At 72.4% G+C, this 26,886-nt stretch carries 23 protein-coding genes and 1 other RNA gene; 18 read left to right on the top strand and 6 right to left on the bottom strand.

Going from position 1 to position 26,886, the window contains the following annotated elements; translation table 11 throughout:
- The 5 genes from ND747_RS20225 to ND747_RS20245 all read left to right on the top strand — a co-directional run.
- Nucleotides 1-456, top strand: a 456-nt coding sequence (locus ND747_RS20225) for a Nif3-like dinuclear metal center hexameric protein (RefSeq protein ID WP_251735421.1), incomplete at its 5' end; no start/stop codon positions are given.
- 104 nt (nucleotides 457-560) lie between these two features.
- On the top strand, nucleotides 561-1,304 hold the full coding sequence (locus tag ND747_RS20230) for a zinc ribbon domain-containing protein (RefSeq protein ID WP_251735423.1): 744 nt from the start codon (nucleotides 561-563) through the stop codon (nucleotides 1,302-1,304).
- A 203-nt stretch (nucleotides 1,305-1,507) separates the two neighbouring features.
- Nucleotides 1,508-2,656: a bifunctional RNase H/acid phosphatase gene (locus ND747_RS20235; RefSeq protein ID WP_251735425.1), complete on the top strand. Its 1,149-nt coding sequence runs from the start codon at nucleotides 1,508-1,510 to the stop codon at nucleotides 2,654-2,656.
- Between the two features lie 647 nt (nucleotides 2,657-3,303).
- Entirely contained in the window at nucleotides 3,304-4,032 is a 729-nt protein-coding gene (locus tag ND747_RS20240) for a hypothetical protein (protein WP_251735426.1), read from the top strand.
- Between the two features lie 87 nt (nucleotides 4,033-4,119).
- Complete coding sequence (locus ND747_RS20245) at nucleotides 4,120-5,052, top strand: DUF4097 family beta strand repeat-containing protein (RefSeq protein WP_251735427.1); 933 nt, start codon at nucleotides 4,120-4,122, stop codon at nucleotides 5,050-5,052.
- A 288-nt stretch (nucleotides 5,053-5,340) separates the two neighbouring features.
- Here ND747_RS20245 and ND747_RS20250 read toward each other — a convergent pair whose 3' ends face one another.
- The 4 genes from ND747_RS20250 to rnpB form a co-directional block, all read right to left on the bottom strand.
- Complete coding sequence (locus ND747_RS20250; RefSeq protein WP_251735428.1) at nucleotides 5,341-6,360, bottom strand: hypothetical protein; 1,020 nt, start codon at nucleotides 6,358-6,360, stop codon at nucleotides 5,341-5,343.
- Between the two features lie 266 nt (nucleotides 6,361-6,626).
- On the bottom strand, nucleotides 6,627-7,583 hold the full coding sequence (locus ND747_RS20255; protein WP_251735430.1) for a TIGR01777 family oxidoreductase: 957 nt from the start codon (nucleotides 7,581-7,583) through the stop codon (nucleotides 6,627-6,629).
- Complete coding sequence (locus ND747_RS20260) at nucleotides 7,580-8,383, bottom strand: TetR family transcriptional regulator (RefSeq protein ID WP_251735432.1); 804 nt, start codon at nucleotides 8,381-8,383, stop codon at nucleotides 7,580-7,582. The genes ND747_RS20255 and ND747_RS20260 overlap by 4 nt, the downstream gene beginning before the upstream one ends.
- A 153-nt stretch (nucleotides 8,384-8,536) precedes the next feature.
- An RNA gene (gene rnpB, locus ND747_RS20265) (RNase P RNA component class A) lies at nucleotides 8,537-8,954 on the bottom strand.
- Nucleotides 8,955-9,071: 117 nt separating this feature from the next.
- On the opposite strand from rnpB, the gene ND747_RS20270 reads away from it, so the two are divergent.
- From ND747_RS20270 to ND747_RS20280, 3 genes are all read left to right on the top strand, one after another.
- Nucleotides 9,072-9,587, top strand: coding sequence for a lipopolysaccharide assembly protein LapA domain-containing protein (locus ND747_RS20270; protein WP_251735434.1), 516 nt, complete (start codon nucleotides 9,072-9,074; stop codon nucleotides 9,585-9,587).
- Between the two features lie 1,879 nt (nucleotides 9,588-11,466).
- Nucleotides 11,467-14,754, top strand: a complete 3,288-nt coding sequence (locus ND747_RS20275) for a serine/threonine-protein kinase (RefSeq protein WP_251735436.1) — start codon at nucleotides 11,467-11,469, stop codon at nucleotides 14,752-14,754.
- 146 nt (nucleotides 14,755-14,900) lie between these two features.
- Nucleotides 14,901-15,212, top strand: coding sequence for a GlsB/YeaQ/YmgE family stress response membrane protein (locus ND747_RS20280; protein ID WP_251735437.1), 312 nt, complete (start codon nucleotides 14,901-14,903; stop codon nucleotides 15,210-15,212).
- 91 nt (nucleotides 15,213-15,303) lie between these two features.
- Here the strand turns inward: ND747_RS20280 and ND747_RS20285 are convergent, their stop codons facing one another.
- Nucleotides 15,304-15,954 carry an MBL fold metallo-hydrolase gene (locus tag ND747_RS20285; protein ID WP_251735439.1) on the bottom strand — a complete coding sequence of 217 codons (651 nt, stop codon included), beginning with the start codon at nucleotides 15,952-15,954 and terminating at the stop codon, nucleotides 15,304-15,306.
- 698 nt (nucleotides 15,955-16,652) lie between these two features.
- Between ND747_RS20285 and ND747_RS20290 the strand changes: the two genes are divergently transcribed.
- The 10 genes from ND747_RS20290 to der all read left to right on the top strand — a co-directional run bounded on the left by ND747_RS20290 (nucleotide 16,653) and on the right by der (nucleotide 26,008).
- A complete protein-coding gene (locus ND747_RS20290) occupies nucleotides 16,653-17,642 on the top strand; it encodes an AAA family ATPase (protein ID WP_308204666.1) in 990 nt (329 codons plus the stop codon).
- A 109-nt stretch (nucleotides 17,643-17,751) separates the two neighbouring features.
- Nucleotides 17,752-18,444, top strand: a complete 693-nt coding sequence (locus ND747_RS20295; RefSeq protein ID WP_251735440.1) for a Zn-dependent membrane protease — start codon at nucleotides 17,752-17,754, stop codon at nucleotides 18,442-18,444.
- Nucleotides 18,445-18,681: 237 nt separating this feature from the next.
- On the top strand, nucleotides 18,682-19,647 hold the full coding sequence (locus ND747_RS20300) for a ScpA family protein (protein ID WP_251735441.1): 966 nt from the start codon (nucleotides 18,682-18,684) through the stop codon (nucleotides 19,645-19,647).
- 32 nt (nucleotides 19,648-19,679) lie between these two features.
- Nucleotides 19,680-20,273: an SMC-Scp complex subunit ScpB gene (scpB, locus tag ND747_RS20305; RefSeq protein WP_374216282.1), complete on the top strand. Its 594-nt coding sequence runs from the start codon at nucleotides 19,680-19,682 to the stop codon at nucleotides 20,271-20,273.
- A gap of 38 nt (nucleotides 20,274-20,311) precedes the next feature.
- Nucleotides 20,312-21,052 carry a hypothetical protein gene (locus tag ND747_RS20310; RefSeq protein WP_251735442.1) on the top strand — a complete coding sequence of 247 codons (741 nt, stop codon included), beginning with the start codon at nucleotides 20,312-20,314 and terminating at the stop codon, nucleotides 21,050-21,052.
- Nucleotides 20,989-21,705 carry a pseudouridine synthase gene (locus tag ND747_RS20315; protein WP_374216283.1) on the top strand — a complete coding sequence of 239 codons (717 nt, stop codon included), beginning with the start codon at nucleotides 20,989-20,991 and terminating at the stop codon, nucleotides 21,703-21,705. The genes ND747_RS20310 and ND747_RS20315 overlap by 64 nt, the downstream gene beginning before the upstream one ends.
- 71 nt (nucleotides 21,706-21,776) lie before the next feature.
- Complete coding sequence (locus ND747_RS20320) at nucleotides 21,777-22,853, top strand: prephenate dehydrogenase (protein WP_251735484.1); 1,077 nt, start codon at nucleotides 21,777-21,779, stop codon at nucleotides 22,851-22,853.
- Between the two features lie 105 nt (nucleotides 22,854-22,958).
- Nucleotides 22,959-23,738, top strand: a complete 780-nt coding sequence (gene cmk, locus ND747_RS20325) for a (d)CMP kinase (RefSeq protein WP_251735485.1) — start codon at nucleotides 22,959-22,961, stop codon at nucleotides 23,736-23,738.
- Entirely contained in the window at nucleotides 23,735-24,478 is a 744-nt protein-coding gene (locus ND747_RS20330) for a 1-acyl-sn-glycerol-3-phosphate acyltransferase (RefSeq protein ID WP_251735446.1), read from the top strand. The genes cmk and ND747_RS20330 overlap by 4 nt, the downstream gene beginning before the upstream one ends.
- A gap of 57 nt (nucleotides 24,479-24,535) precedes the next feature.
- Nucleotides 24,536-26,008, top strand: a complete 1,473-nt coding sequence (der, locus tag ND747_RS20335) for a ribosome biogenesis GTPase Der (RefSeq protein ID WP_251735447.1) — start codon at nucleotides 24,536-24,538, stop codon at nucleotides 26,006-26,008.
- A 7-nt stretch (nucleotides 26,009-26,015) separates the two neighbouring features.
- Here the strand turns inward: der and ND747_RS20340 are convergent, their stop codons facing one another.
- Nucleotides 26,016-26,846 carry a class F sortase gene (locus ND747_RS20340; RefSeq protein ID WP_251735449.1) on the bottom strand — a complete coding sequence of 277 codons (831 nt, stop codon included), beginning with the start codon at nucleotides 26,844-26,846 and terminating at the stop codon, nucleotides 26,016-26,018.
- Nucleotides 26,847-26,886: the final 40 nt, after the last annotated feature.

Raw genomic sequence — 26,886 nt, forward strand, 5'->3', positions numbered from 1 at the left:
GCCGCGGACGGCGGCGATCCCGGTCCGGCGGTGTGCCGCGGGCTCGGGCGGATCGGCGAGCTGGCGGAGCCCGAGCCGCTCGGGGCGTTCTGCGCCCGCATCGCCCGCGCCCTGCCTGCCACGGCCGCAGGAGTGCGCGCGACCGGACCCGCGGACACCCCCGTGCGGCGGGTGGCCGTCTGCGGTGGGTCCGGCGGCGAACTGGTCGGCGCGGCCCGGGCCGCCGGTGCGGACGTGTTGGTCACGGCGGACGGTCGCCACCATCACGTGCTCGACGCGGTCGGCGCCCATCCGGTCGTCATCGTGGATGTGGCGCACTGGGCCAGCGAATGGCCGTGGCTGGAGCAGGCCGCGGCCCGGTTGACGGCCGGTCTCGCGGCCCGGGGACGTACGGTGAGTACGACGGTGTCCACTCTCGTGACCGATCCCTGGCGCCTGCACGTTGCGTCCCGCTAGTCCGTCCCGCCGGTCGGCCGGCCGGGCCGCGGTACCGGCGGTGTCGCAGCCGGTCGCGTCGGCGAGGGCGCGCCGCATCCCGAGGGCACACCGGTGAGGAGTCCATGAAGGCCGACCCAGCAACCCAGCTCCGCCTGCTTGAGCTGCAGGCGCTCGACTCCGGCATCGACCGGCTGGCTGCGCGCCGCCGCACGCTGCCCGAACTCGAGGTCATCACCGCACGCACCGCCGATCTGGACGCGATCAGCGACGATCTGGTCGGGGTCCGCACCGAACTCGGTGATGTGACCCGCGCCCAGCGTCGGCTGGAGGACGAGATCGAGCTGGTCCGCACCCGGGCCGCGCGCGACACCGAGCGGCTCGGCTCCGGCGCCATCTCCAACGCCCGTGAGCTGGAGAACCTCCAGTCCGAGGTGGCCTCGCTCGCCCGCCGCCAGGGCGTGCTCGAGGACGAGGCCCTCGAGCGGATGGAGGCGGTGGAGGGCCTGGACAGCCGCCTCGCCGAGCTGGAGCGCCGCGAGGCCGACGTGCGCGCCGAGATCGACGTGGCGAGCACCGCCCGGGACAAGGCCTTCGGTGAGATCGACGCCGAGGCGGCCCGCCTGCGTGACAGGCGCGGCGCGCTCGCCCCGTCCCTGCCCGTCCCGCTGGTCACCCTGTATGAGCGGATCCGGGCGTCCTCCGGCGGAGTCGGCGCGGCGGCCCTGCTGCGGCGGCGCTGCCAGGGCTGCCACCTGGAACTGTCCGGGGGAGACCTGCGTGAGGTCGCCGCCGCGGCCGCCGATGACGTGGTGCGGTGCGAGGAATGCCAGCGCATCCTGATCCGTACCGCCGAGTCCGGCCTGTAACCGGCACGACGCCGCCGGCCTGGCCAGTGCGACCCGGTGGGCAGTGCGACCCGGTGGGCTAGGACGACGCGGTGGGCCAGGCGTGCTTGACGCTGTGGGCCAAGGCCGGCATGACGCCGCAGGGCCGTGGCGGGGGTGGGGGTTGTGCACCGGGGTGGCGGTGGCAGGCTTGCAGCGGGGGCAGGGTGTGAGGGGAGACGCGGATGGGCACCGAGCGCACGCTGATCATCGAGGCTGACGGCGGGTCCCGCGGCAACCCGGGTCCGGCCGGCTACGGCGCCGTCGTCCGCGACGGCGCCAGCGGCCGCGTCCTCGCCGAACGCGCCGCCGCGATCGGGACGGCGACGAACAACGTCGCCGAGTACTCCGGCTTGATCGCGGGCCTGCGGGCCGCCGCCGACCTTGCCTCGGATGCCACCGCAACCGTCACCCTCGAGGTCCGCATGGACTCGAAGCTCGTCGTCGAGCAGATGAGCGGTCGCTGGAAGATCAAGCACCCGTCGATGCGTCCGCTCGCCGCGGAGGCGACCGAACTCGCCCGCGGCTTCGCCGCGGTCCGCTACAGCTGGATCCCCCGCGCCCGCAACGCCGACGCCGATCGGCTCGCCAACGAGGCGATGGACGCGGCCGCCGCCGGGCGCAGCTGGGAGCCGTCCGTACCCCAGTCACCCGACCCGGAGCCGCACCGCGCCCCCACCACCAACCGTCTCTCCGGCTGGATGGCCCCACCCGCCCCGCCGACCGTCACCGTCCTGCTGCGCCACGGCCAGACCCCGCTGTCGGCGGAGAAGCGCTTCTCCGGCACCGTCGAGGCAGCACTGACCGACCTCGGCCTCGAACAGGCCGCCGCCGCCGCCCGCCGGCTGCGTGACGAGCCGTTCGATCTCATCCTCAGTTCCCCGCTCAAGCGCGCCCGTCAGACCGCCGAGGCCCTCGGTCGCGACTACACCGTCGAGGATGACCTGCGCGAGTCCAGCTTCGGGGCCTGGGAGGGCATGACCTTCGCCGAGGTCCGCGAACGTTTCCCGGACGACCTGGACGCCTGGCTCGCCGACCCCGCCGTCGCGCCGCCCGGCGGGGAGAGCCTGCTCGACACGGTCGCCCGTGTCGGTCGGGTCCGCGACCGCCTGCTCGCCGAGCATGCCGGCGCCCGGGTGCTGATCGTCTCGCACGTCACCCCGATCAAGGGCCTCACCCAGCTCGCCCTCGGTGCCGAACCCGGCGTCCTGTACCGCCTGCACCTCGATCTCGTCGCACTGACCACCATCGACTGGTACTCCGACGGCCCCGCCGTCCTGCGCGGCTTCAACGACACCCACCACGTCGCGCATCTCACCACCGCTGGCGAGTAGCCGCCGCTCTGGCGAGTGGCGACCGGTGGCGGGCGGGGGTAGTCGGGTCTGCCGTCTGGACGTGCGGCACCATGCCCCCGGATGACCACATCGCCGAGGAGCTCGACGCCATCGTCGATCGCCGTGAACCCGCTCGGCAGCCGTTGCGCTCGCCGTAGTCAAAGCGGATCTTCTCCACACGGGCGGCGCCATTGCTCCCGCCGCCACCACGCCCCGCGACGAGCTCCAGGACAAGATCCGTCCACCCGGGTCGCCATGAGGGGGCATATCGGACACGGGCACCCCCGCGGCGACCCGGGTGCACCCTGCACACCCGCAGCCCCCGTAGTGGCGTCATGGAACGTGACCACGGTTGAGCAGTGGCGCCGCGTTGCAGGAACGAGCCGGCAGCAGGATCCGTATCCGATGCGCTACGGATACGCCGTTTCCTGTGGCTCAGGGGGCGGTTGCGGTCCGGGTGCGAGCTGTGGTCGCTGGGCACGACGGAGATCGGGCTGAGTGACCACAGTCAGGGTGACCCGTTAGTCGTGGCGCCAAGGTGGTGCCTGATTGGGCCTCTGTATAGCGCCAAGGTAGCGCATGGTTGGGCCACAATGGCGTCATAGTCGGCGTTGACATGGCGCCATTATGGCGCCAGACTGACGGTCATGGACCTCACGCCGTATGTGGAGAACCTCCGGAGCGAGCTGCTGGCGGCGGCGGACTCGGGGGAGGCCCGGGCGCTGGCCGAGCGGTTGACGGCCGCGGTGGCCTCGGCGTCCCGGCTCACGTTGCTCGAGGTGCTGTCCGCCGCCGCCGACGAGGTCACCCGCGACCTCGCCCCCGGCTCGGTGGAGATCCGGTTGCGCGGGCGCAACCCGTACTTCGTCGTGACCCCGCCGGAGCCCCCCGGCGGCCAGCGCCACGGCCAGGGGGGCCCTCCTGTCACGGGCGCGTCGGCGGGAGGTGGGAGCGCGCCGGGCGAGCAGGACGAACCGAGCAGCCCGCAGGTCCGAAACGGGCCCAGCGGCTATGACGAGCACGACGGGCCGCAGTGGCGAGATGCGTCGGCGACCTGGGTTCGACCGGGTCGGTCGGGCGTGGCCACCGGGAGCGCGGGGGGTGCGGGGGCGTCGTCGGTGGGCTTGCCGCCGATGCCGGCGGAGTTCGCGGACGGCCGGGACGGCGCCGTGTCACGCATCAACTTCCGGCCACCGGAGCAGCTGAAGCTGCGCATCGAGGCCGCCGCCGCGCAGGAGGGGCTGTCGGTCAACGCCTGGCTCGTCCGAGTGGTCAGCGCGGCTCTCGCCGACCCCGGCACCGAGCCGGATGCCGGCCGGCGCCGAGCACGCCGCGACCCGGGTGGCGGCGGACGCTTTGTCGGCTGGGTCGGCTGACCCCGGAGTCGGCCCGTAGTCCCGGCGGGCATCGTGCGGAAGACCTCGAAAAGCTGACCGGACAAGCGTGAACGAGGAGGAGTTCGTATGGACACATTCAGTACGCCCGAACCCATTACCGTCGACCTGAAGCTGGGGGACGGTCAGGTGCAGATCATTGCCAGTGACCGTCAGGACACCGTCGTGCAGGTCGAGTCGGACGGACCGGGAACGGCGTCGGGACGGGTCCGGGTCAATTTCACCGGTAACAAGCTGGAGATCAGGTCGACGAAACCCACGGGTGGACGTGCCGGCAACCGTGGCCCGGTCGGCGTGACGGTCGAGGTACCGAACCGGTCCAGTCTGGTGACGAGGACCGCCAACACCGACATTCGTGCCCGGGGAATTCTTGGTACCTGCCGGCTGAACGGTGCCACCGGTTTCGTCGACCTGGACCGGACGGACGAGGTGCAGGTGAACCTCGCCGACGGTGACCTGCGGATCGGCTGTGTGAACGGAGATGTCGTGGTGCGCAGCGGGCGAAGCTCGGTGCACATCGACGAGATCCGGGGCGCGGCAACCGTCAAGGCCGCGACCGGCCCGGTCGTCATCGGAACGGCCGGGGGCGACCTGGTGGTGGCCACCGCCGGCGGCGATGTCGCCGTCGACCACGCGGCCGCGAACGTCACCGTCCGCACCGCATGGGGCAACCTGCGGGTCGGGGAGGTGGCCGGCGGGCGGGTCGACCTCGCCACCGGAACCGGCGACGTCGAGGTCGGCATCCGCGCGGGTCTGGCCGCCTGGGTGGACGCGTTCAGCAAGAACGGCGAGGTCCGCACCCTGCTGCCACCGCGCAGCGGCCCCTCCTCGGCCGAGGACAAGACCGAGGTCCGCGCCCGCACCCAGAACGGCACCATCGTCATCCGTCCCGCCACCGACCACCCCGCCACCGACCACCCCGCCACGCCCGCCGACCCGACCGGCAGCGTCGATCCCGCCGGCCCCCCGCCAACCAGCGAACCGGCCGCCACGTCCCTGTAGCGGGCTGGCTTGCAGCGACCACCCGAGGAGCCACCCATTCGGGAAAAATCGACGCCCGTTTATTCTGATACTCGTTCTGGATCTTCTGGGTCGGTTCGAGGAGGCCGACCAGCAGCGAAGAATGCTTGCTTTCGATGCGGACAAACCGCGCCGATGAGATCTGCCTGAGTTTGTGGCGCGCTGGTCGTTGCGATACGGCTCTCAGAAGGCATGGTGGAGGCGGGGAGGTCGATCAGAACGAGGGAGGGGCCGGTGTCAGCGCGGGTGCGCAGGTCGGGGGTGACGGCGTCAGGCGGGGACGGCGGGGCGGTCCCAGGTGTCGAGGCGGGTGGCAATGCCGGTCATCCCGCGATGGTGGCCGACGCGGCAGCGGGCGTCGACCAGAAAACGTCTTGCCCGGCGGGTCATCACCGCGTTGGGCCGGTGGGCGGAGATGTCCAGGGCCTCGATGACCAGGGCCTCGGCCCGGTCGACGTCACCCTGGTGCAGCTCGGCGGTGGCGGCGGCGATCCGGGCCATCGACCGTAGCCCGGTCGCCCCGGCCTGGTCGAGGCGGTGCAGGGCGGCATCGGTGTAGACCCGGGCGGCACTGGTCGCACCGAGTTCCACGTAGGCGGCTGCCGACAGCTCCGCGAGCGTGAGCGGGTTCAACGTGTCGATCGAGAAGCCCGGAACGCCCTGCTGCTCTGCGTTGAGCGTGCCCTCGACCCGCCAGGCCCGGTCGATCGCCAGGTGCACACCGGGCCGATCACCCATCGCGGCCAGCACCCGGGCCTCGATCGCGGCCGCCCGGCCGGCCACCGGTGCCCGTGGCCCGACGTGGGTCGAGGCGTCCCGGGCCAGCTGCAGCGCATCGTCGAGGCGACCGGCCTTGCGGGCGAGCGACGACTGCCACAGTCGCACCCAGGCCTGCAGCGGTCGGTCCCGGGCCAGGTCCGCGTGCTCGAAGGCCTCGGCGAACGAGACCCGGGCGCACGTGGTGTCGCCGACGTCGTGACGCGTGGTGGCCCACAGCGCGGCCAGCCGGCCGGCGGCCCGGTGCAGGCGAGCATCGACGGCGGTGGGATGTCCGCCCTCGACCAGCATCGCGCGCACCACCGGTTGATGCCGCCGCAGGTACAGCGCGGTCGCGCCGATCGGGTTCCGTTCGTAACCGGCGGTGAGCTGACCGATGCGGGATTCGACGTGCCCAAGAACGTCCTGGGACGGGATCATGCCGATGCCCCGCAGCAGCAGCAGGCCGGCGGGAAGCGCCGTTCCCACGTCTGCGGACAGCCGGAAGAACCGTCGCCTGCTGATTTCATGCATAGTGCACCTGTGCCCTGGTAGGTCTCCCGCCGAGCGGGAACATCGTCCGTTTGCGGACGGACCTGGACCGGACCCACTTCCATGTGCGCCCCCGTACTTTGCCCGACCACGTACCACGCGGACGCTAGTTGCGCGCGGACGTCAGATGAGGGCCAGGGCGGGTGGCTGCGAGTGGTCTCCTGTCGCGGCCCACTGGGACGGACCGAGCGTGGGCGGCCCGGTGCCATCAGGGCGGTGTGGCATCGCTACCGGCGTGGCCAGTGGTGTCAGTCGCGGCTTCGACGCCGGATGACAAGATCGCGAGCTGCCTCCGGCCAGTCGGGAAAGTCGAAGGTGAAGCCCGCGTCCAGCAATCGCCCGGGTACCACCCGGCGGCTCTTGAGGAGCAGCTCGGTGTCGGTGCGCAGGGCGAACGCGCCGACTTCGGCCATCCAGGCCGTGGCGGGCAGGCCGCCCCGTACGCCGGCTGCTCGGCGCAGCACCGCCATGAACTCCCGGTACGGCAGCGGGTTCGGTGACGCGAGATTCACCGGGCCGTCCACATCGCCGCGGTGCAGCAGAAACTCGATCGCCCGCACCAGGTCGACACCGTGAATCCAGGACATGTACTGCCGCCCCCCGGCGATCGGCCCGCCGAGACCGCACCGGGTCAGGCGCATCATCATCTCGAAGGCGCCGCCCGCGCCGGAAGCCATCACGATGCTCGTTCGCAGTGCGACTTTCCGTGTGCTCGGGGTCTGCGCATCGGCCTGTGCGCGTTCCCAGTCCCGTGCGATCTTCACGCTGTGGGCCCAGTAGGCGGGAACGCCGTCCTCCGAGCCTCCGAGAATGCCGGTCGCCTCGTCGTTGGCCCGGTCGACGCTGTGCGCGTAGATCGTGGCGGTACTCATCTGGAGCCAGACCGCCGGCGGGCGGGCGGCCTGGGTGATCGCCGTACCCACGACCGTGGCCGAATCCACCCGCGAATCCAGCATCTCCCGCAGGTGACGTTTGGAGTAACGGCAGTTCACGCTTCGCCCGGCCAGATTGAGCACGGCGTCGGCACCGTCGATCTCCGCCAGCCACGTTCCTGCGTTGCGGCCGTCCCACCAGACCACCCGCGCCCCGGGTATGCGGGCGTCCGCCCGTCGGCTCAGGACGACCACCTCGTTCCCGGCGCGGTCCAGTGCGTGCGCGAGCAGAAGGCCGAGATGCCCGGTACCGCCGGGAATGACGACCTTCATCGCGTCCGGCTTCCGCGTGCCTGTGTCGCCTGGGGCATGGGTTGCCGCATCTCGACCAGCAGGGCGTGGATATCGGCGGTCACCGAGCGAAGCCCCGGAATCCGGCTCAACGGCAGGAGCCGGCTGATCAGCCGGCTGGTCGTATCGACCAGCCGGCGGGTGCGTATCTGGTCGGGTGACCGGTCGCCGACCCAGAACAGCGTGATACCGAGATAGGCGAGCCAGAGAAGCTCCGGTAGATCCCGGGCCAGCGCTTCGCTGATTCCTCCGGCGGATCCCTCGACCACCTCCCGAAAAAGGCCGATGGCGGCCTCGCGGGCAGCGGTGGATTCCCCGCTGAACGGACTGGCCGGCGACGATGGCAAGATCGCCGTCTTGAGGAACGATCCGGCGAAGGCATGGTAGGGCGCCATCTCGTCGATACCGGCGTGGAGCACCCCGCGGAGCCGGTCGGCAAACACGGAGTGCTGTAGGGCCTCGGCAGCCCGCCGTCGATGCCCGTCCTGGATGGTGGCGTAGAACTCCTGGACAAGCACTTCCTTCGAATCGAAGTAATAGTAGGCGTTTCCCAGTGAGACGTGGGCCGACTGGGCGATCCCGCGCATGGTCGTCCGGTCATATCCGCGCTCCCGAAACGATGCCAGGGCCGCGTCCAGAATCAGTGCCCGGGTCGCGCCGCCGCCGCCAGTGCCGCCCTGGGCGGTAACCGGGTCATCGGCAGCGCACCGGCCGGCCGCAGCGCTGCCCACTGTGCCCGACCCGCTGACGGCGTCGTGGCCGTCCGTTCCCCTCACGGTCACGCCGAGCTCCTCCGGTCGACAGGATTTTCTTACCGTAAGCCGTGGGTTGAACGTGTTCAACCGACGGCGGCCGGCTGCGCGCTCCGGCTTCTTCGGCCGGGCTGGGGAAGCGCCGACCGCTCGGGATGTCGCCGCAGGTCGGCGGCCATGGAGCGGACGAGGTGGCCTGTAAGCCGGGTTCTGTGGCCGGGGAGCCTTACGGCGCCCCGGTGACGGCCATCTCTCTAGGGCCGCCGTTGCCGGCGGCCTCAAGCGGTCTACCCGCAGGCTCGGGCGGGCAGCCCTCAGACACCTGCGCGGCCCGTGGCCGTTGCCGGCCGCGAACCTTGTTGACCTTGCTCCGGGCGGGGTTTACCGAGCCGCCCAGGTCACCCTGGGCGCTGGTGCGCTCTTACCGCACCGTTTCACCCTTACCGGGGCCGTTACCGGCTCCGGCGGTCTGTTTTCTGTGGCACTGTCCCGCGGGTTACCCCGGGTGGGTGTTACCCACCGCCCTGCCCTGCGGAGCCCGGACTTTCCTCGGCGGCACCGGGGTGAGCCCCGACACCGACGCGGCCGTCCGACCACCTCGTCCGCGTTGTTCAGCATAGGGCACCCGGCGGCCTAGACTTCCAGGGCACAGGGGTGGACGGTACGGGCGCAGCCGGACAGGCGACGCGCGGGCCCACGCACACAATGGGGCGGGACGATGGTGGGACCTGAGCAGCCGGGTAAGCGGATGGACTACACCCGACCGGCGCAGACCGCGCCGGCCACCGGCGCAGGCACACCACCGGCGACCGGGCAGATTCCGGCGCCGACGCCCTCGACCGCGGCCTACCCGGCGGCGGGTCAGCCGAGCCAGCCCGGTGCCACGGGGCCTGGTACCGGAGCGCTGCCCGGCAGTCCGCCCGTCGCTGGCGGGCTGGGCCAGGTGCCGGGTGGTCCGGCCGGGGGGCGGCCGGCGCGGCGGGGGGTCGGGTACACCACCTATGCGATCACCGTGCTGGTGGCGATCATCGCGATCCTGGTCGTCGTGTTCGTGGTCCAGAACGACGCCCAGGTAAGCATCTGGCTGTTCGGGACGACCCGGCGGATGTCGGTCGCCGGGGCGCTTGCCGCCTCCGCCGGTGCCGGGCTGGTCGTCGGCCTGCTCGTCGGCGTGATCCCGCAGATCCGACTACGCCGCGAGCTCCGCCAGCTCCGCCGCGCCGCCCGGGGCTGATCGCGCAGGTTCCACCCCTCTCCGCGGCCGACAGCGCACACCGACAGCGCACACCGACAGCACGCACCGGCTGCATGCACCGGCTGCGTATGCCGGGCCGGGCCGCGGCCCGCGTTCGCTACGGTCTGCAGCGGGTCGTGGGGCACGATCTCGCCTGTGCTGGTGGCCGTCCCAGGTCTGTGGCTGGCTGGCCGGGGCGCCGCCATCCATTGGTGCTTTCCGGTGTTTCCGGGCGCCATCCGGTATCACGTCGCTCCGTTGGGTTGGTCCGAACGGTCGACGTCGCCGCAGTCACGGACCGTCGTCGATGTCGGCGGCCTGGTCAGGCGGATGGGTCCTTCTACTGGGATGAAACGGACAAAATTCCGCCTTGAACCCTGTAGAAGGACCACAAAGATCGACACGCCCGGGATTGTCTCGACCCGTGGAGCCAATGTGGTCACGATGTGTGACATGAGTAGGTGGGTGCCGGTGACCGGTGGCCGGTGGCCGGTAGCTGCCTACCGCCGCGGATGGGGCGCCCGCAGTCACCCCGCCAGCACCGGACCACAACCGGGAACATTCATGGACAACGCACTCGCCGGGTCGGGGACGGTGGGGCTGCCGGGGACGGGTGGGGCTGTCGGGGGGCGGCTGGGGCTGCCGGGGACGGGCGGGCTGTCGGGGGGCGGTCGGACGGTCGGGAGGCGGTCGGACGGCCGGGCCGGCGGTGCTGGAGGCGAGGGGCGAGATGGTTGCGTGGTGTGGTGGCGGCGGGTGGTCGGGGCGGGGGTCATCGCAGGTGGTCCCGCGGGGTGCGGCTATAGCTGGTCGTAATGTTCGTGGCCGCCCGGTTGGCCGGGACGAGCGCCGTGGCCGGGCGATATTCGCCCAGGCGTTCCAACGGCGCGTGCGGGTGGCTGGCAGGCGCACCAACCGATTCGTGGCAAAGAAATTCGGTTGGGTCCCTGTCGTTTTTGTGTGGTCATGTTGGCCTTAAAAGGCATCCTGATCTGGGAGGGGTTTCATGGCGGAAACACGCGCCATTCGCCGACTGGGTCGATCCCCGGTGCGGCATGTCATCATCCATTCGGGCGCGTCCTGCGTCACTGCCGAGGGGCAGGTGGTGCGAACGGTGCAGAGTCCGCCTGCCTGCGCGGCTGCACCGGCGGCGGCAGCCGTCCCAGGCCCTGCGGGGGCCCGGGAAACCGTACGGGCGACAGCGGTTCCGGCCCAGCGCGGGACCGGGCCGGACGGCGGCCAGGGTGAACTCGTGGATCGTTTCATTCTGGTTCGAGGCCGGCGGAGCCCGCAGCTGAACTGAGCGCACAGGGCACTTCGGCGGCGGCGTCCAACGGGCGCCGCCGCCGCTATTTCCGTCACCTCTTCGACGCGTTTGTGCAGAACGGCCCCCAGATCACCGAGATCACTGGCCGGTTGGGGTAACCGATAGGTGTGTCCTCCGAGAGCCGAATGGCCGGGTAGCTGCGGTTCCATCGGTACAGTCCAATTTGTGACGCCGCAGCGAACCGATCCGTCTGATGGGGCCGTCCGCGGCCCCTGGGCGGTGGGCGCGCCGGGACCGAAAGTCCCTCATCCGGTGCGGGAAGCCGTCCATCCGGGCATGCCCGGTGGGTTGGCACACCCCGCCCGGATCGGGTAGCCCATCCGGGCCGCACGGCTCTGGTGGCTGGCGCAGGTTTCACGGGTTGCGCAGGTCAGGTTCACAACCGGACCACAGGTTGCGGCGCCATGGTGAACGCAGAACACGGTGCGGCGACCGGTGTGGGGACCTTCGGCCCCGCACACAGGTTGCCGAACCGGGCATACCGGGCATACCGGGTAAGGCCGGAGCCACAGCCGGCAAGGCCGTGGACACCGACGACATGAGGAGGTCGACGTGCCGCCGAGGTCGCTGCGCGCGGGAGACCCCCAGCAGATCGCCCGGTTCGCGCTGAAGGCGCGTCTGGGTTCCGGCGGCATGGGCGTGGTGTTCCTCGGATCCGATGACAGCACCGGGCAGGCGGTGGCCATCAAGGTCATCCGGTCGGACTTCGCCGCCGACCCGGAGTTCCGCTCCCGCTTCCGCCGGGAGATCGAGGCGGCCCGCGCGGTCGGTGGCGCCTGCACTGCCCGGCTCGTCGATGCCGACCCCGACGCCGACGACCCGTGGATGGCCACCGAACTGATCGGCGGCCAGAGTCTCGCCGAGGCGATCGCGACCAAGGGTGCGATGGCGACTCCGGTCGTCGTTGCCCTGGCCGCAGGCCTGGCCGAGGCTCTCACCGCGATCCACGGTGCCGGGATCGTCCACCGGGACCTCAAGCCCGGCAATGTCATCCTCAGCGGCGACGGTCCCAAGGTGATCGACTTCGGCATCGCCGCCGCCGTCGACGCCACCGCCGCCACCCGCACCGGAGTCCTGCTCGGCAGCCCCGGCTACATGGCGCCCGAGCAGGTCACCGGACACGGCGAGGTCGGTCCGGCCGCGGACGTGTTCGCCTGGGGCCTCACCGTGCTGTACGCGGCGACCGGCCGTCCGCCGTTCGGCACCGGGCGGGCGGATGCCCTGCTCTACCGGGTCGTGCACAGCGAGGCCGACACCGGCAACGTTCCCGGCCGGCTGCGACGGGTCGTGCGTTCGGCGCTGGCGAAGGATCCTTCCGCCCGACCCACCGCCGCCGCCCTGCTGCGCGACCTGATCGGACGCAGCGACGACCCGGCCGCCGCCACCCGACGGCTGCTGGACGAGGCCTGGGACATTCCGTCGGTCGACCCGGCGGAGTTGCTGGCCGTCGCGGCGCGGACCCCGTCCGGCTCCTCCGGGTTCTCCGGATCCGGCTCGTCGCAGGGCGACAGCCTGCGCGACATCGACTTCCACGACAGCCAGACGTTGGCCGGCCTGCCATTGCCGCGACCGTCGGTGAGCATGGACGCGTTCCGCGAACGCCGTCCCGAGTCGGCCCGTCCCTCCGGACGGGCCGCCCGCCGGCTGCGGGCCTGGGGTCCCGGCGGTTTCACCGCGCCCGAAAGTGACGCCTTCCCCTCCGGCATCGCCCATGGACGGCTCCAGCCGGGCCAGCTGCCCGGGGCCGGATCGACGGGCGTGGGCGCGCCACCGGTCCCGCCGGCACCGGTAGCCCCTGGTGTGACCGGCTCCCCGGCGGGCTGGCGCACCGGCACCGGTCGCCGCGGTCGCTCCTCGCGTCGCAGCCCCTCCGGCCGCGACGCCGCCCGCCGTGGCCGGACCGACGGCGACGCCGGCGCAGACGGTGCAGGAGCCGCGGCGTCCGACAACGTCACCGGCCTGCTCGACCCGCAGGCACTCAGCCCCTGGCACACCCTCGGTGGCCCGCCCTCGCCGCGCCGACGAGACGACGCCACCGTTCGTGATGGCGATGCCGTTCGTGACGGCCGAGGTGCCCAGGGTAACGCTGCTGCCTGGGACGGTGGTGCTGACGACGATGCCGGTGCTGACGGCAATGGCGGTGCTGACGGCAATGGCGGTGCTGACGGCAACGGCGGTGCTCACGACAATGCCGGTGCTGACGACAACGGCATTGCTGACGGCAAGGGCGGTGCTGACGGCAACGGCGGTGCGGCCCGGGATGCCGAGGTGCCCAACCAGCGGCGTGCTCTGGAGCTGCCCGCCGGGCCGTCGGCCAGGGCCGGCCGGGCTACCGCCATGGCCGCGGCCATGGCCGGCGCCTCGGTCCAGGCCGCCTGGGAAGGCGCGGAGCATCCGGACGCCGTCGACCGAGCTGGCGTGGATCACCAGACCGAGGTGAGTGACCAGGTCGGGGGGCAGGACATGCTGCCCGCGCCTGGTCGTCTGAGGCGAGCCGCAGCTCGGTTGCCCGGTGTCGCGGCTGTCCCGGACGGAGCGCCCGAGCAGACCAGCCAGGCTGGTGCGCCTGGTCAGGAGGAGTCTGCCGGTGGCCTCCCGGCCCTCCACTCCGGTGCCGAGGACGTCCAGGCCGGCAAGGTCGATCCGGACCACGAAGCGGACCGTCGGCGGAACGCAGACCAGGATCTCGACCTCCGTCATGAGGTCCACGACAGGCATGAGGCGCGCGACGCGCATGCCATCGACGACGGACCGGCTGGGGACGGCGCCCGTGGGGACGGCGCCCATGACGACAACGTCGCTGGCGACGGTTTCCCTGCGGGCGGTGCCCATGGGGCGGGTGCCCACGACGATGATCGCGATGCCGGTGAGGACGTCCACGTCAACGCCAGCCCGAGCCTGACAGACGCGGGCGCGGTGCCAGCGGTGCCAGCGGTGCCAGCGGGGCCGGCGTGGGCGCGGGAGCGGTTGGTCGTGGCTCAGATCGGCGTCGATGCAGGCAATGTCGGTGTCGGTGTCGGTGCCGGTGCCGGTGCCGGCGGCGGCGCGCTTGTGCGGGTCGGCGGGGCGTCGCCAGGTCGATCGTCCGCAGCGCAGTCGGGGCGTCATCCTCGGCGCAATGCCATGGTCGCGGCGCTGGCAGCCGCGATCGCCACGGTCGCGGCGCTGGGGGCGGCCCACGCTTCCAGCGGGTCCGACGGCGAGGGTTCCGGTGGGGCGGGCCGTTCGGCACCGACGCCCGTGGTCCGGATGGTCTCCCCGGACATGGCCGGCTCCGTTCCGTACCCGAGGGTCGGGACGCGCCTGACCGGGCCGGCGGCCAGTGGCGCGGCGCTGGCCAGCGGGTTCACCTCGGCCAACGGTTCGTCGTCGCCCACCGATGCGCCGCTTCCCACGCGCAACGACGTGCCGGCGTTTCGTGGCGCGGTCGGCCAGCTCGCCGCCGGGCAGTCCTTCGTCGCGTTCGTGGGGGACCACGAGGCCGAGGTCGTCCTGCTGGACCTGCTCGCCCCGACCGACGGCAACGGCCAGGCCTTCTTCCCCGGACCGGATCTCGGCGGCGAGTCGGTGCCGAACTTCACCCTTTACGACTCCTGCGACGGGCTCACCCTCGGTCAGGTCCCTGGACCAGATGCCGCCCTGGGCTGCACCGGAACCACCTATCGGCTGAGCGACATGGCTGGCCGTGGCGCCACCTTCGACTCCTCCCGGGGCTTCTACCGGCTGCACGGCTACTTCCGCGTCCACATCATCGGCACGACACGGACGGGCATCACCGCCGTCAATCTGCTCGCCGTCGACCCCGACACGCTCCCGGACAGCGCTGCCGAAAGCCGCTGATCAGCCCCGATCCTCCTCCACCCAACCCTCCTCCGGCAGCCGCAGGCCACGGCCCGTGACCGGCACCGGCCACCGGGCCGGGGCCGGGTTTGTGAGCGGGCACTGGCGGAGAGAAAACAGGGAGGATCTCTACCTGGGGGTGCAGGATGTTCCAAGCCATCTGGATAGTCATCGCTGGTGTGGTGATCGGTGTGCTGGCACGTCTGATCGTGCGGGGACGCCAGGACATCCCGGTGTGGCTGACGGTTGTGATCGGTATCGTCGGTGCGCTCGTCGGCAACCTCATCGCCAGTGCGATCGGGGTGCGTCACACTGGCGGAATCGACTGGATCCGCCACGTTCTGCAGGTCGGGGTTGCCGTCGGTCTGGTGCTGGTCGTGGCGCCGCTGTGGGCCGCCCGCGGATCAGGCAGCTCCCATCACCACAACGACCGCCATCACACCGCCGGTCGGCTCTGACGCCGACGCCGTGGTCGGCCGCCGCCGAGGCCGCGACCAGATGGCTCGACCTCCAGGCCGGGCCGGTGGCTGTCCGGGCCGGACCCGGCCGTCAGTGGCCGCGGCGGGCCCACTCGTCGGCATCGAGGGCCTCCTCGCCGATGGTGGTGTCATCGCCGTGGCCGGTGTGGACGATCGTCGCGGCCGGCAGGGTCAGCAGGCGACTGCGGATCGAGGCAAGGATGGTCGGGAAGTCGGAGAAGGACCGTCCGGTGGCGCCGGGGCCGCCGCGGAAGAGAGTGTCGCCGCTGAACAGCACGGGGCTGTTCTGCAGCTGGCCGTAGAGGCAGATCCCGCCGGGCGAGTGACCGGGGGTGTGCAGCACCTGCAGGACGCCGCCGCCGGGCAGGGTCAGGATCTGGTTGTCGGCCAGCTCCCGGTCGGGGGCGCGGTGTGGATAGACCATCCGCCACAGTTCGAGATCCGCGGGGTGCAGTGCGATCGGGGCCCGGACGAGGTCGGCAAGTTCGGCGGCCGCGTTGATGTGGTCGTTGTGACCGTGGGTGGCGACGATGCCGGTGACAGTGCGACCGCCCACCGCGGCGGCGATCACGGATGGATCATGGGCCGCGTCGACGACGAGAACCTCGTGATCGTCGCCGATCAGCCAGACGTTGTTGTCGACCATGAAGGTCTGGCCGTCCAGAGTGAACCCGCCACGAGTGATGACCCGGTCCACCCGGAGATTCGCACTGCCGGTCATGCCGCCCGCTCCTCACCCCGAACCTGACTCCGACCCGAACGCGGAGCTGCCCGCCCGGTGCGGGCGGCCGGCGATCCGCGGCGCGGTGTGTCCGCCCGGTCGGCCGCCCGGTCGGCCGGCCGGGCGGCCCTCCGGCGACGGTCTCCGTGGCCCGACCGTATCCGTCGCATCGGTGGCTTGCGGTACCAGGCCGGGCTGGTATGCATCTCCGCGCGGTGAGCGTGTTCCGGTGGCCCCCGAACGGGGTAGCTCCGCGGTGGCCGACCTGCCGCCCGTGCCTCGACGACCGTTACGGCGCGCGACCACGGGCCGCTTGGACGCCCGGCCGGACGTCCGAGCGCGACAACGGCCGCGCAGGCGGGCGGACTGCCGCTTCCGGGCCATCGCCGAACCCACCAAAGGGTGCGGACCGTTGCGGCCCGAAGGTCGCACGGCGGGCGGGGCGGCGGGCGTCGGCGCGGCCGGGCCGACGCCGGTGCTCACCGGCGGTGACATCGGGACATGCAGGTCAGATCGCATCCCACTCGTTACACCGGGTACCTGATTAGGGTTTCGCCGCACGTGCCCGTGGCAACGTGCACACGCCGCCCATCACGCGACACGCCGCTTTACGACCACCCGGGAACGCCCGGAACGGGTCAGGGTCGGTACGCTCCTACCGGTCCGTTTCTGCTCTTTGTAGAAGGAGCAACCCCTCCGTGGTCCCTTCCGCCGACGCCCCCTCCGTCGATCCGCCCATCCGCCTGTCCTATGGCGAAGTGACTGTCGGTGATCCCCGACTGTCCGAGGAGGGAAAGCTCGAGACCGGCGGCGAGCACCTGGACGACGGGGTCGGCGAGCCTGGCCCGACCGGTCGGCCGCTGCCGTCCTTCCCGGTCCCGGCTCCGCTGACCGCTCACGGTCCGGCCTGGATCGTCGCCATGTGTAACCAGAAGGGCGGGGTCGGCAAGACCACGAGCACGATCAATCTCGGCGCGGCGCTGGCCGAGTACGGCCGGCGCGTCCTGCTCGTCGACTTCGATCCGCAGGGGGCGCTGTCGGTCGGGCTCGGGATCAACCCGATGCAGTTCGAACTGACCGTGCACGACCTGCTGCTCGGCGGGACCGGCGACGTCCGCGAGGTCATCGTCGAGACCCAGGTCGAGGGGCTTGACCTGCTGCCGAGCAACATAGACCTGTCAGCCGCCGAGGTGCTGCTCGTCACCGAGGTAGGCCGGGAGCACTCACTGGCCCGCGCACTCGCCCCCGTCCTCGACGAGTACGACGTCATCCTGGTCGACTGCCAGCCCTCGCTGGGTCTGCTCACCGTCAACGCGCTCACCGCCGCCGACGCCGTGATCGTGCCGCTGGAATGCGAGTACTTCGCACTGCGCGGGGTGGCGCTGCTGCTACAGACCATCGACAAGGTCCGCGAGCGGCTCAACTCGCGGCTGGAGGTCGCCGGCATCCTCGCCACCATGTACGACGCGCGCACCCTGCACGCCCGCGAGGTGCTCGCCCGGGTGGTCGAACGCTTCCCGGCCGAGGTGTTCCACACGGTGATCAACCGGACGGTGCGCTTCCCGGAGACCACCGTCGCCGGCGAGCCGATCACCACCTATGCCCCGACCTCGGTCGGCGCTGCCGGCTACCGGCGGCTGGCTCGCGAGCTGATGGTCCGCCACCACACGCCGCCCGCCGTCGGCTGAGTCGGCCGAGCCCGTCCGGCCGTCGGCTGAGCCCGTCCGCCGACGGTCGAGCCGGCCGAGTCGGACGCCGGGGCGTACTGCCCGGGGACGTACGTGAAAAGGTGACACCGTGCTGTTCCATCTCGCCGAACCGGCGGTCCTGCTCGGCATCATCGTGGCCTTCGTGATCGGCGTGTTCGTGCACGATGCCGCCCAGGTACTCGCGGCCCGGCTGGTGCGGGACCCGACCCCGATGCGGGCCGGCCGGCTGACCACCACCAGGGTGAAGGAGCGGCTGTCCCCGTTCAGCGGCCTGGCCGTGTTCATCGTCGGCCACGGCTGGGCCGAGTCGGTGCCGATGAACGACGTCTGGCGCCGGCGCCGTTTCCACGTGGCCGCCGCGGTCCTCGCCGGGCCGCTCGCGTACCTGCTGCTCGCCCTCGGCTCCCTGGCCCTGTTCGGCCTGCTCGGCGACCGGGCGTCCATCGACCTCGGCGATCGGGTCACCGAGGTGACCGTGGTGAACGGTTTCGGCGCGGAGTTCACCCTCTGGCTTGCGGTCACGTTCGCGTCGATGTTCATCGTCAGCCTCATTCCCGTCCCGCCGACGGACGCCGGCCGGCTGGTGTTTCTGCTCGGTGGCACCTCCGAAGGCTGGCGTAACGCCCACCACCGGCTTACCGAGGGCAACATCGGCCTGGTGATCCTGCTGGCGCTGCTGTTGCTGCCGGCGCTGTTCGTCGGGTTCCCCTCGGTCGTCGGTCAGCTCGTCGCCCCGCTGCTGCGCGGCCTCGGCTCGCTCATCGGCCTGCATCTGCTCTGACGGTCCGCCGCCGCGGCGTACCCCGCTCGGTGACACCGCGTACTCCGCTCGGTGACACCGCATACCCGGCTCTGCGGCAGCGTGCGCCTGTCCGGAGGGAGGTGCGCACCTGTCCGGACGGCGGTGCGCGCCCGGGTCGGCCGCGCTGCGCACCAGGTCGGACGGTGTGCGCAGCCCGGTCAGACGCCCACCGGAGTCGGGCGATCATGCCGGCAGGGCCAGGCGTAGCGTGGCCGTATGACCCGTTCCCGAGCTGCCACGCAGGACACGGGCGCCGACGACGCGTCCGCGGGTGAGCCTGCCGGCACCTCGGGTGCGAGGCCGGCGATGACGGCGCGCGGCGGGCAGCCGGAGCCGTTCGTCGTCGAACTCGCCAACTTCTCCGGGCCGTTCGACCTGTTGCTCTCCCTCATCGCCAAGCACCGCCTGGACGTCACCGAGGTGGCCCTGTCCCAGGTCACCGACGAGTTCGTCGCACATCTGCGCCGCCTGGGTGACCGGTTCGACCTCGGCCAGGCCACCGAGTTTCTGGTCATCGCCGCGACCCTGCTCGATCTCAAGGCCGCCCGGCTGCTGCCTGGGGCGCTGTCCGAGGACGAGGCGGAGGACCTCGCCCTGCTCGAGGCCCGTGACCTGCTGTTCGCCCGGCTGCTGCAGTACCGGGCGTACAAGGAGGCGGCAGCCCTGTTCGCCGGTCTGATGGCCCTGGAGTCCCGCCATGTTCCGCGGGCGGTGGCACTGGAGTCCCGCTACGCCGACGCGCTGCCCGAGGTACAGATCGGCATCGGCCCGAGCGAGCTCGCGGCGATGGCCGCCCGACTGCGTGAGCCGCCGCTGCCGCCGCTGGTCGCGACGGACCACGTCCACCTGCCCCGGGTCAGCGTCCGCGAACACATGATCGCTATCATCGGACTGCTGCGGGAACTCGGCGGCGCGGACTTTCGCACCCTGTGCGCCGGCTGCCGCCAGACGATCGAGGTCGTCGCGCGCTTCCTCGCGCTGCTCGAGCTGTTCCGGGAGGGCCGGGTGTCCTTCGACCAGGAGGTCCCCCTGGGAGAGCTGATCGTGCGCTGGATCGCCACCGACGACCCGGCCGCCGACCTGCACGCCGTCGGACGCGGCCTGTACGGGGACGACGCCTCGTACGGAGACGACGGACCGTACCCCGATGCCGACGACATCGCGCGACAGGAGGCCTCGTGACGCAGCCGCAACCTCCGCAGGAGACCGCCGCCGTGCCGCCGCTGCCGACTCCGTCCCAGCCGACGCCGGTGCCGCGGGGGGAGCGGCCACCGTTGGCCGCCCTGCTGGAGGCGGTGCTGATGGTCGCCGAACAGCCGGTCGGCGTAGCCGAGCTCGCCACCGGGCTCGGCGCCTCCGCCAGGGAGATCGAACGGCTGTTGCCCAGGCTCGCCGAGTCCTACGTGGACGACGGCCGCGGCTTTCGGCTGCGTCACGTCGGGACCGGCTGGCGGTTCTACACCGCCGACGAGTGCGCGCCCTGGGTGGAGGGTTTCGTGCTCGCCGGCCAGTCGGCGCGGCTGAGCCAGGCCGCGCTGGAAACCCTCGCCGTCGTCGCCTACCAGCAGCCGGTAAGCCGTGGCCGGATCTCCGCGGTGCGCGGAGTCTCCGCCGACGGCGTCATCCGTACCCTGACCGCCCGTAGGCTGGTCGAGGAGGTGGGGCACGACCCGGAGACGGGTGCGATCCTCTACGGCACGACCGACTACTTCCTGGAACGGATGGGCCTGCGCAGCCTCGAGGAGCTGCCCCCGCTGGCCCCCCTGCTGCCAGGACTCGACGATCTGGATGACCTTGTCGCACCCTGAAAACCCTGGTACCCGCCGTGAACGCGCCGGTTCCAGCCGTGAAAACCCAGCTTCGCGCCGGCAGAACGCGCCCGCCCGCCGGGATGCTCCTGCCCGCCGGGACGCACCCACGCGGGGAGACGGCCCTGCGCGTCGGGATGCTCCTGCGCGTCGGGATGCTCCTGCGCGTCGGGATGCCCCTGTGCGGGGGGATGGCCCCGCTCGCCGGGATGCCGCAGCTCGCCGGGATGCGCCGGCCCGCCGGGACGTGGCACCTCGCCGGGACGCCCCAGACCGTCGGGACGCCCCAGACCGTCGGGGCGCGGCGCCTCGTCGGGACGCTTCCGCGGGTCGGAACGCTCCCGCGGGTCGGGACGCTCCAAGCCGCCGGGAGGCCCCAGCCCGCAGAGACGCTCCGGCCGGGCGGGACGCGGCACCTCGCCGAGACGCTCCCGCGCGTCGGGATCCGGCCACCCGCAGCGACGGCTCCGTTCGCCGAGATCCCTCAGCTCGCCGGGACGTTCCGCCCCGTCGGGACGCTCCCGCGCGCCGCGCGGTCCCTGTCCGCGGCGACAACCCCGCTCGTCGGGACGCGCCGGCCTACCGGGACGTCCCCGCGCACCGGGACGGTGCGGCTCGTCGGGACGTCCCCGCTCGTCGGGACGTCCCCGCTCGTCGAGAAGAGCCGGTCACGGGCGACAGCCGAGCCCGGCGGGGCGATGCGGCCTCCGAGGGCATCCGCCTGCAGAAGGTCCTGGCGGCAGCCGGGGTCGGATCGCGGCGGGCCAGCGAGGAGATGATCGACGAGGGTCGCGTCCGCGTCGACGGAAAAGTGGTGCGCGAGCAGGGGCGCCGCGTCGACCCCGAGACCGCCATCATCGAGGTGGACGGTGCGCGGGTCGTCACCCGCAGCGGGCTCGTCCATCTGGCGCTGAACAAACCGCGCGGGGTGCTCAGCACCATGTCGGACGACCGTGGCCGGCCGACCGTCGCCGACCTGCTCACCGAGTTCGGGCCCGGGCTGTTCCACGTCGGGCGGCTCGACGCCGACAGCGAGGGCCTGCTACTGGTCACCAACGACGGTGAGCTCGCCCACCGGCTGACCCACCCGTCCTTCGAGGTGGCCAAGACCTACCTGGTCGAGGTGTCCGGGCCGATGCGCCGGGAGGTGCCGCGCACGCTGCAGATCGGCATCGAGCTGGAGGACGGGCCGGCCCGGGCGGACTCGGTGCGGGTCATCGACAACGCCAACGGGCGGGTCATGCTCGAGGTCATCATCCACGAGGGACGCAAGCGCATCGTGCGCCGGATGCTCGAGGCCGTCGGCTATCCGGTGCACCGCCTGGTCCGCACCCAGCTCGGTCCGGTCACGCTCGGGACGCTGCGCGCCGGTCGGCCGCGGCACCTCAGTCGCGGGGAGATCGGCGCGCTCTACCGCGACGTCGGCCTTTGAGTAACCACGCCCCGTCCGCCGCAGCCGCAGCCACTGGCGTGACCGCCGCTGCTGCCGCCGCGGGGGACGGGATGCCACGCCGGGTCGGGATCGTCGGCACCGGCCTGATCGGCACCAGCATCGGCCTGGCGCTGTCCGCCCAGGGCGTCGAGGTGCTGCTGCGGGACGCCGACGACGCCCAGGTCACCATCGCCGAGAAGATGGGGGCCGGGCGGCGGTGGGCGGGGGAGCGGGTCGAGCACGCCGTGGTCGCCACCCCGCTGCCCACGATCGCCCGGGAGGTTCACGGGCTGGTGGTGGGCGGCCTGGCCGACACTGTCAGTGACGCCGGCAGTGTGAAGGCCCGTCCCGTCGATGACGGGGCGCGGTTGGGGGGCGACCTGTCGTCGTGGTGCCCGGCGCATCCCATCGCCGGGCGGGAACGCCATGGCGCCGTCTCCGCCCGGGCCGACCTGTTCGCCGAGCGGGTCTGGGCGGTGTGCCCGCTGCCGCAGACCGTCGAGGCCGCGCTGTCGGCCACCATCGCGGTGGCGCTGGCCTGCGGGGCGACGCCGGTGCGTACCACCCCGGGGCGTCACGACGAGGCGATGGCCACGGTCTCCCACGTCCCGCAGCTGGTCGCGAGCGTGCTCGCCGGGGCGCTGCGCGGGCTGGACGCGCACGACGTGCCGCTGGCCGGCCAGGGTTTCCGGGACACCACCCGGCTTGCCGACAGCGACGCGGCGCTGTGGGCCGGCATCATCGAGGGCAACCGGGAGCCGATCGGGCAGCGGGTGCGGACCCTCGGCGGCGCGCTCGTCGCCCTCGCCGACGTCCTCGAGACGGGTGATGCGGCGCAGGTCGCCACCGCCATCACCCGACTGATGCAGGACGGGCATGCGGGGCGCGCACGGCTGCCCCGCAAGGCCGGTGCCACCGTGCGCGAGTGGGGCTGGGTGGGAGTCGTGCTCGACGACCGGCCCGGCCAGCTCGCCGCGATCGTCGGCCTGATCAGCGACTGGGGCGTCAACATCGAGGATGTGGGCCCCTTCGAGCACAGCCTGGACGCCCCCGCCGGCATCGTCGAGCTCGCCGTCGATCCGGCGGTCACCGACGAGGTGGTCCGTCGGTTGACCGATACCGGTTGGACGGCATACCGACGATCGTGAAGCGGTACCGAGTAGCCTGATCCGGGTCGCACGCGACGGACGCGACCCGATGATCCGCACGTATCCGGACGGAGGAATCGGGTGGAGCCCGACCACGGGTCTTCGTTGTCGACCGGCGCGAGCGCCGACGACGCGGGGCAGGCAGCGACCACATCGCACGGGCAGGGGCTGGTCGTCGCGGTCGACGGCCCCGGCGGTTCGGGTAAGAGCACCGTGGCCCGCGAGCTCGCGCGCCGCCTCGGTCTGCGCTATCTCGACACCGGTGCGATGTACCGCGCGCTCACCCAGCTGGCGCTGGAGCAGCGCATCGACATCGAGGACGCGGCCGCCGTCGGCGAACTCGCCGAGCGGGCGGTGATCTCGGTCGGGATCGATCCCGATGCCCCGACGATCGCCGTCGACGGCACCCGGGTCGACGCCGAGATCCGCACCCGGGCGGTCACCAACGCGGTCAGTGCGATCGCCGCCGTGCCCGCCGTGCGCGGGCGGCTCGTCGCCCAGCAGCGTCAGATCATCGAGGCGGCCGGTCCCGGCGGTGGCATCGTCGTCGAGGGCCGTGACATCGGCTCCGTGGTCGTGCCGGACGCCGCCATCAAGGTGTTCCTGACCGCGTCCACCGAGGTCCGCGCCCTGCGCCGGTCCCGCCAGCTGGGCGAGAAGGGGGTGGACGACGTCGCCCGCACCCTGGCCGAGCTCGACCGGCGCGACGTCCTCGACAGCACCCGCGCCGCCGACCCGCTGGCCGTCCCCGACGGCGCGATCGTGCTCGACTCGACGGCGATGGGCGTCCCCGAAGTGGTCGAGGAGGTGCTGCGCCACTGCACCCAGCCCACCGGTGCGGCCGAGCCGTCCGGTGCAGGTCAGCCAACCAACGTCGCGTCATGACCGCCGACCCCCTGGCCACCCCCGAGCCGACACCCGCCGTCGCTACCGCGTCCCCCACCGCCTCGGCGGCGCACCGGGGGGCGGCGTCGCCGGTCTACAGCGACCGGCCGCACCGGCTGCTCAAGCCCGGCGTGCGGGCGGTACTCAACCGGCTGGTCATGCGGGTCAGCCTGGAGGGTGTGGAGAACGTTCCGCACGGCGAGCCGCTGATCTTCGCCGGTAACCACAGCAGCTGGCTGGACGGGCCGCTCGTCGTGATCGAGGCACCACGGACCGTGCGGTGTCTGGTGAAGTCCGAGATGTACACTGGCATCGCTGGTCGGCTGCTCCGCTTCAGCGGGCAGATCCCGATCGACCGCGGTCGGCCTGACCGGGATGCCCTGCACACCGCGCTCGACGAGTTGTCCCGCGGCGGCGCGATCGGGGTGTTCCCCGAAGGCACCCGCGGCAGCGGCGAGATGGCCGCCGTCCAGCACGGCATCGCCTACCTGGCGGTCCACGGGCGCTGTCGGGTGCTTCCGGTGGCCTGCCTCAACACCGCCGCGGCGCTGCCCAAGGGCGCGCGCTGGCCACGCCGGTCGGTGCGGGTGCGGGTGGTGTACGGCAAGCCGTTCGAGGTGGAGGTGCCGGCGAACCCCCGCTCGCGTCGTGCGCTCGCCGCCGTCGCCGAGGACATCCGGGTACGCCTGCTCGACCATCTCGAGACGGCCCGGGCGACCCACGGCGACTCCACCGCGTGATCAGCGAGGATCACCGGCTCTGACGACAGGTATGGCAGCAATGCCAGTGACGAGACGATGACAGTGACGAACGAACTGGACGGCCTCAAGCGCGGCAGCGCCGCAGGGCACAGCGCCGAGCAGGCCGACTGGCTGGCCGAGGCGGCGGAACTCGCCGGGTTCGACCCGACCGACGACGGCGGCGAGTTCGGCGGCCCGGCGCTGGGCCAGCCGGTCGTGGCTGTCGTCGGCCGGCCGAACGTGGGCAAGTCGACGCTGGTCAACCGGGTTCTCGGCCGTCGCGCTGCCGTCGTCGAGGACGTCCCCGGTGTCACCCGGGACCGCATCGCCTACGACGCGACGTGGAACGGTCGGCGGTTCACCCTGGTCGACACCGGCGGGTGGGAGCCGGACGCGTCCGGGCTCGCCGCCCAGGTCTCCGAGCAGGCGCGCGCCGCGCTGGACACCGCCGACGCGGTGCTGTTCATCGTTGACGTCGTCACCGGCGCGACCGACGCCGACGAGGCCGTCGCCCGGGTTCTGCACCGCAGCGGTCTGCCGGTCATCCTGGTCGCGAACAAGGTCGACGACCTGCGGTTCGAGGCGGACGCGGCGGCGCTGTGGAGTCTCGGGCTCGGCGAGCCGCACCCGGTGTCCGCCCTGCACGGCCGGGGCAGCGGCGACCTGCTCGACGCCGTCCTCGCCGCGTTGCCGGAGGCACCCCGCGAGGTGTTCGCCGAGACCACCGGTCCGCGCCGGGTCGCGCTGATCGGGCGGCCGAACGTCGGCAAGTCCAGCCTGCTGAACAAGATCGCCGGTAGTCGGCGCTCACTGGTGGACGAGGTCGCCGGCACCACCCGGGACCCGGTCGACGAGCTCGTCACCGTCGGTGGGCAGCAGTGGATGTTCATCGACACCGCCGGCCTGCGCCGCCGGGTGCGGGAGGCCTCCGGCGCCGAGTACTACTCCTCGCTGCGCACCGCCTCCGCGCTGGAGGCCGCCGAGGTCGCGATCGTCCTGCTGGACGCCGGGGAGCCGCTCACCGAACAGGACCAGCGGGTCATCTCGATGGTCGTCGACGCCGGCCGTGCGCTGGTGCTCGCGTTCAACAAGTGGGACCTCGTCGACGAGGACCGCCGCCTCACCCTCGAACGTGAGATCGTGCACGACCTCGGCCGGGTCGCCTGGGCCCCGCGGGTGAACGTCTCCGCCCGCACCGGCCGGGCCACCGACCGACTCGCCCCCGCGCTGCACACGGCCCTGGACTCGTGGGGCACCCGCGTGCCCACCGGCCGGCTCAACACCTGGCTCGGCGAGGTCGTCGCGGCCACCCCGCCGCCCCCGCGCGGCGGCCGGGTGCCGAAGATCCTTTTTGCCACCCAGGCCGGGGTGCGCCCACCTCGCTTCGTCGTGTTCACCACCGGATTCCTCGAGCCCACCTACCGCCGTTTCCTCGAGCGTCGCCTGCGTGAGGACTTCGGCTTCGCCGGGTCCCCGATCTCCATCTCCGTGCGCGTCCGCGAGCGCGGCGACCGCCGCCGTCCCAGCTGACGGGCGGTCAGCGTCCCGCCGGTGCCGGTGCCGGTGCCGGTGCCGGTGTTGCGGTTGGTGTCGGTGTTGCGGCCGGCGGTGGCACCGCCGCCGCGGCGCCCAGAACCGAAGCCGAGGCTGGTACGGCTGCCGGGGCGGCCGGGAGCGCGGTGGTGTCGGCATGGGCATACACGATCAGATTGCTCAGGTAGTGGTGGGTGGTGAAGTCGAACGCCCCCCCGCAGGTGATCAGTCGTAGCTCGGGGCGGGCCACCGGCCCGTAGACCCGTTCGGTTGGGAACGTCGTCTTGGTGGCCTGCTCGGAACGGTCGACGATGAATGCCTGACTGGTTCCGGACGCCCCGACCACCACCACCCGGTCCCCGACAACGAGCCGGTTGAGCCGGTAGAACACCGCCGGCCCCGAGGTCGAGTCGTAGTGCCCGACGAGCACCGACGGCCCGACACCGCCCGGCGCGGGCCCCCGGTCGTACCAGCCCACGTCCCCCCACGCGGTGGGCACCGCGATCGTGCCATCCGCGGCGAGGCCGAGATGGACGACCGGTGCGTCGACGCTCAGCCGCGGGATCTGCAGCCGGGTCGGATCGCTGATCACCACCGCGGGCCGGGTGGGGATCCCCGCCGTGGCCGTCCCGGTCGGGCTCGGTGGCGGTGGCGGTGACGGGGGCGGTGCCGGGATCGGCGGCAGCTCGTTCGCCGCGTCCGTCCCGGAACCGCCGCGGACGGCGTCGAATGCCGGTTCCGCCAGTCGGAATCCGCTGACCAGCACGAGCATGACGCCGATCAGCAGCAGACCGTGCCACGCCGACAACCGCTGCCACCGCGTCTGCTCGCCCATCTCGCACCCCCTGTCCTCGCCGGGACGGCAGGAATCGCGC

The organism is Frankia sp. R82 (assembly GCF_023716925.1).
Taxonomy (GTDB): Bacteria; Actinomycetota; Actinomycetes; order Frankiales; family Frankiaceae; genus Frankia.

What these genes read in the sequence shown, in the direction of transcription:
- ND747_RS20230 (WP_251735423.1), top strand. Translation starts at nt 561, where the DNA reads ATGAAGGCCGACCCAGCAACCCAGCTCCGCCTGCTTGAGCTGCAGGCG.
- ND747_RS20235 (WP_251735425.1), top strand. Translation starts at nt 1,508, where the DNA reads ATGGGCACCGAGCGCACGCTGATCATCGAGGCTGACGGCGGGTCCCGC.
- ND747_RS20240 (WP_251735426.1), top strand. Translation starts at nt 3,304, where the DNA reads ATGGACCTCACGCCGTATGTGGAGAACCTCCGGAGCGAGCTGCTGGCG.
- ND747_RS20245 (WP_251735427.1), top strand. Translation starts at nt 4,120, where the DNA reads ATGGACACATTCAGTACGCCCGAACCCATTACCGTCGACCTGAAGCTG.
- ND747_RS20250 (WP_251735428.1), bottom strand. Translation starts at nt 6,360, where the DNA reads ATGCATGAAATCAGCAGGCGACGGTTCTTCCGGCTGTCCGCAGACGTG.
- ND747_RS20255 (WP_251735430.1), bottom strand. Translation starts at nt 7,583, where the DNA reads ATGAAGGTCGTCATTCCCGGCGGTACCGGGCATCTCGGCCTTCTGCTC.
- ND747_RS20270 (WP_251735434.1), top strand. Translation starts at nt 9,072, where the DNA reads ATGGTGGGACCTGAGCAGCCGGGTAAGCGGATGGACTACACCCGACCG.
- ND747_RS20280 (WP_251735437.1), top strand. Translation starts at nt 14,901, where the DNA reads ATGTTCCAAGCCATCTGGATAGTCATCGCTGGTGTGGTGATCGGTGTG.
- ND747_RS20285 (WP_251735439.1), bottom strand. Translation starts at nt 15,954, where the DNA reads ATGACCGGCAGTGCGAATCTCCGGGTGGACCGGGTCATCACTCGTGGC.
- ND747_RS20300 (WP_251735441.1), top strand. Translation starts at nt 18,682, where the DNA reads ATGACCCGTTCCCGAGCTGCCACGCAGGACACGGGCGCCGACGACGCG.
- ND747_RS20320 (WP_251735484.1), top strand. Translation starts at nt 21,777, where the DNA reads ATGCCACGCCGGGTCGGGATCGTCGGCACCGGCCTGATCGGCACCAGC.
- ND747_RS20330 (WP_251735446.1), top strand. Translation starts at nt 23,735, where the DNA reads ATGACCGCCGACCCCCTGGCCACCCCCGAGCCGACACCCGCCGTCGCT.
- der (WP_251735447.1), top strand. Translation starts at nt 24,536, where the DNA reads ATGACAGTGACGAACGAACTGGACGGCCTCAAGCGCGGCAGCGCCGCA.
- ND747_RS20340 (WP_251735449.1), bottom strand. Translation starts at nt 26,846, where the DNA reads ATGGGCGAGCAGACGCGGTGGCAGCGGTTGTCGGCGTGGCACGGTCTG.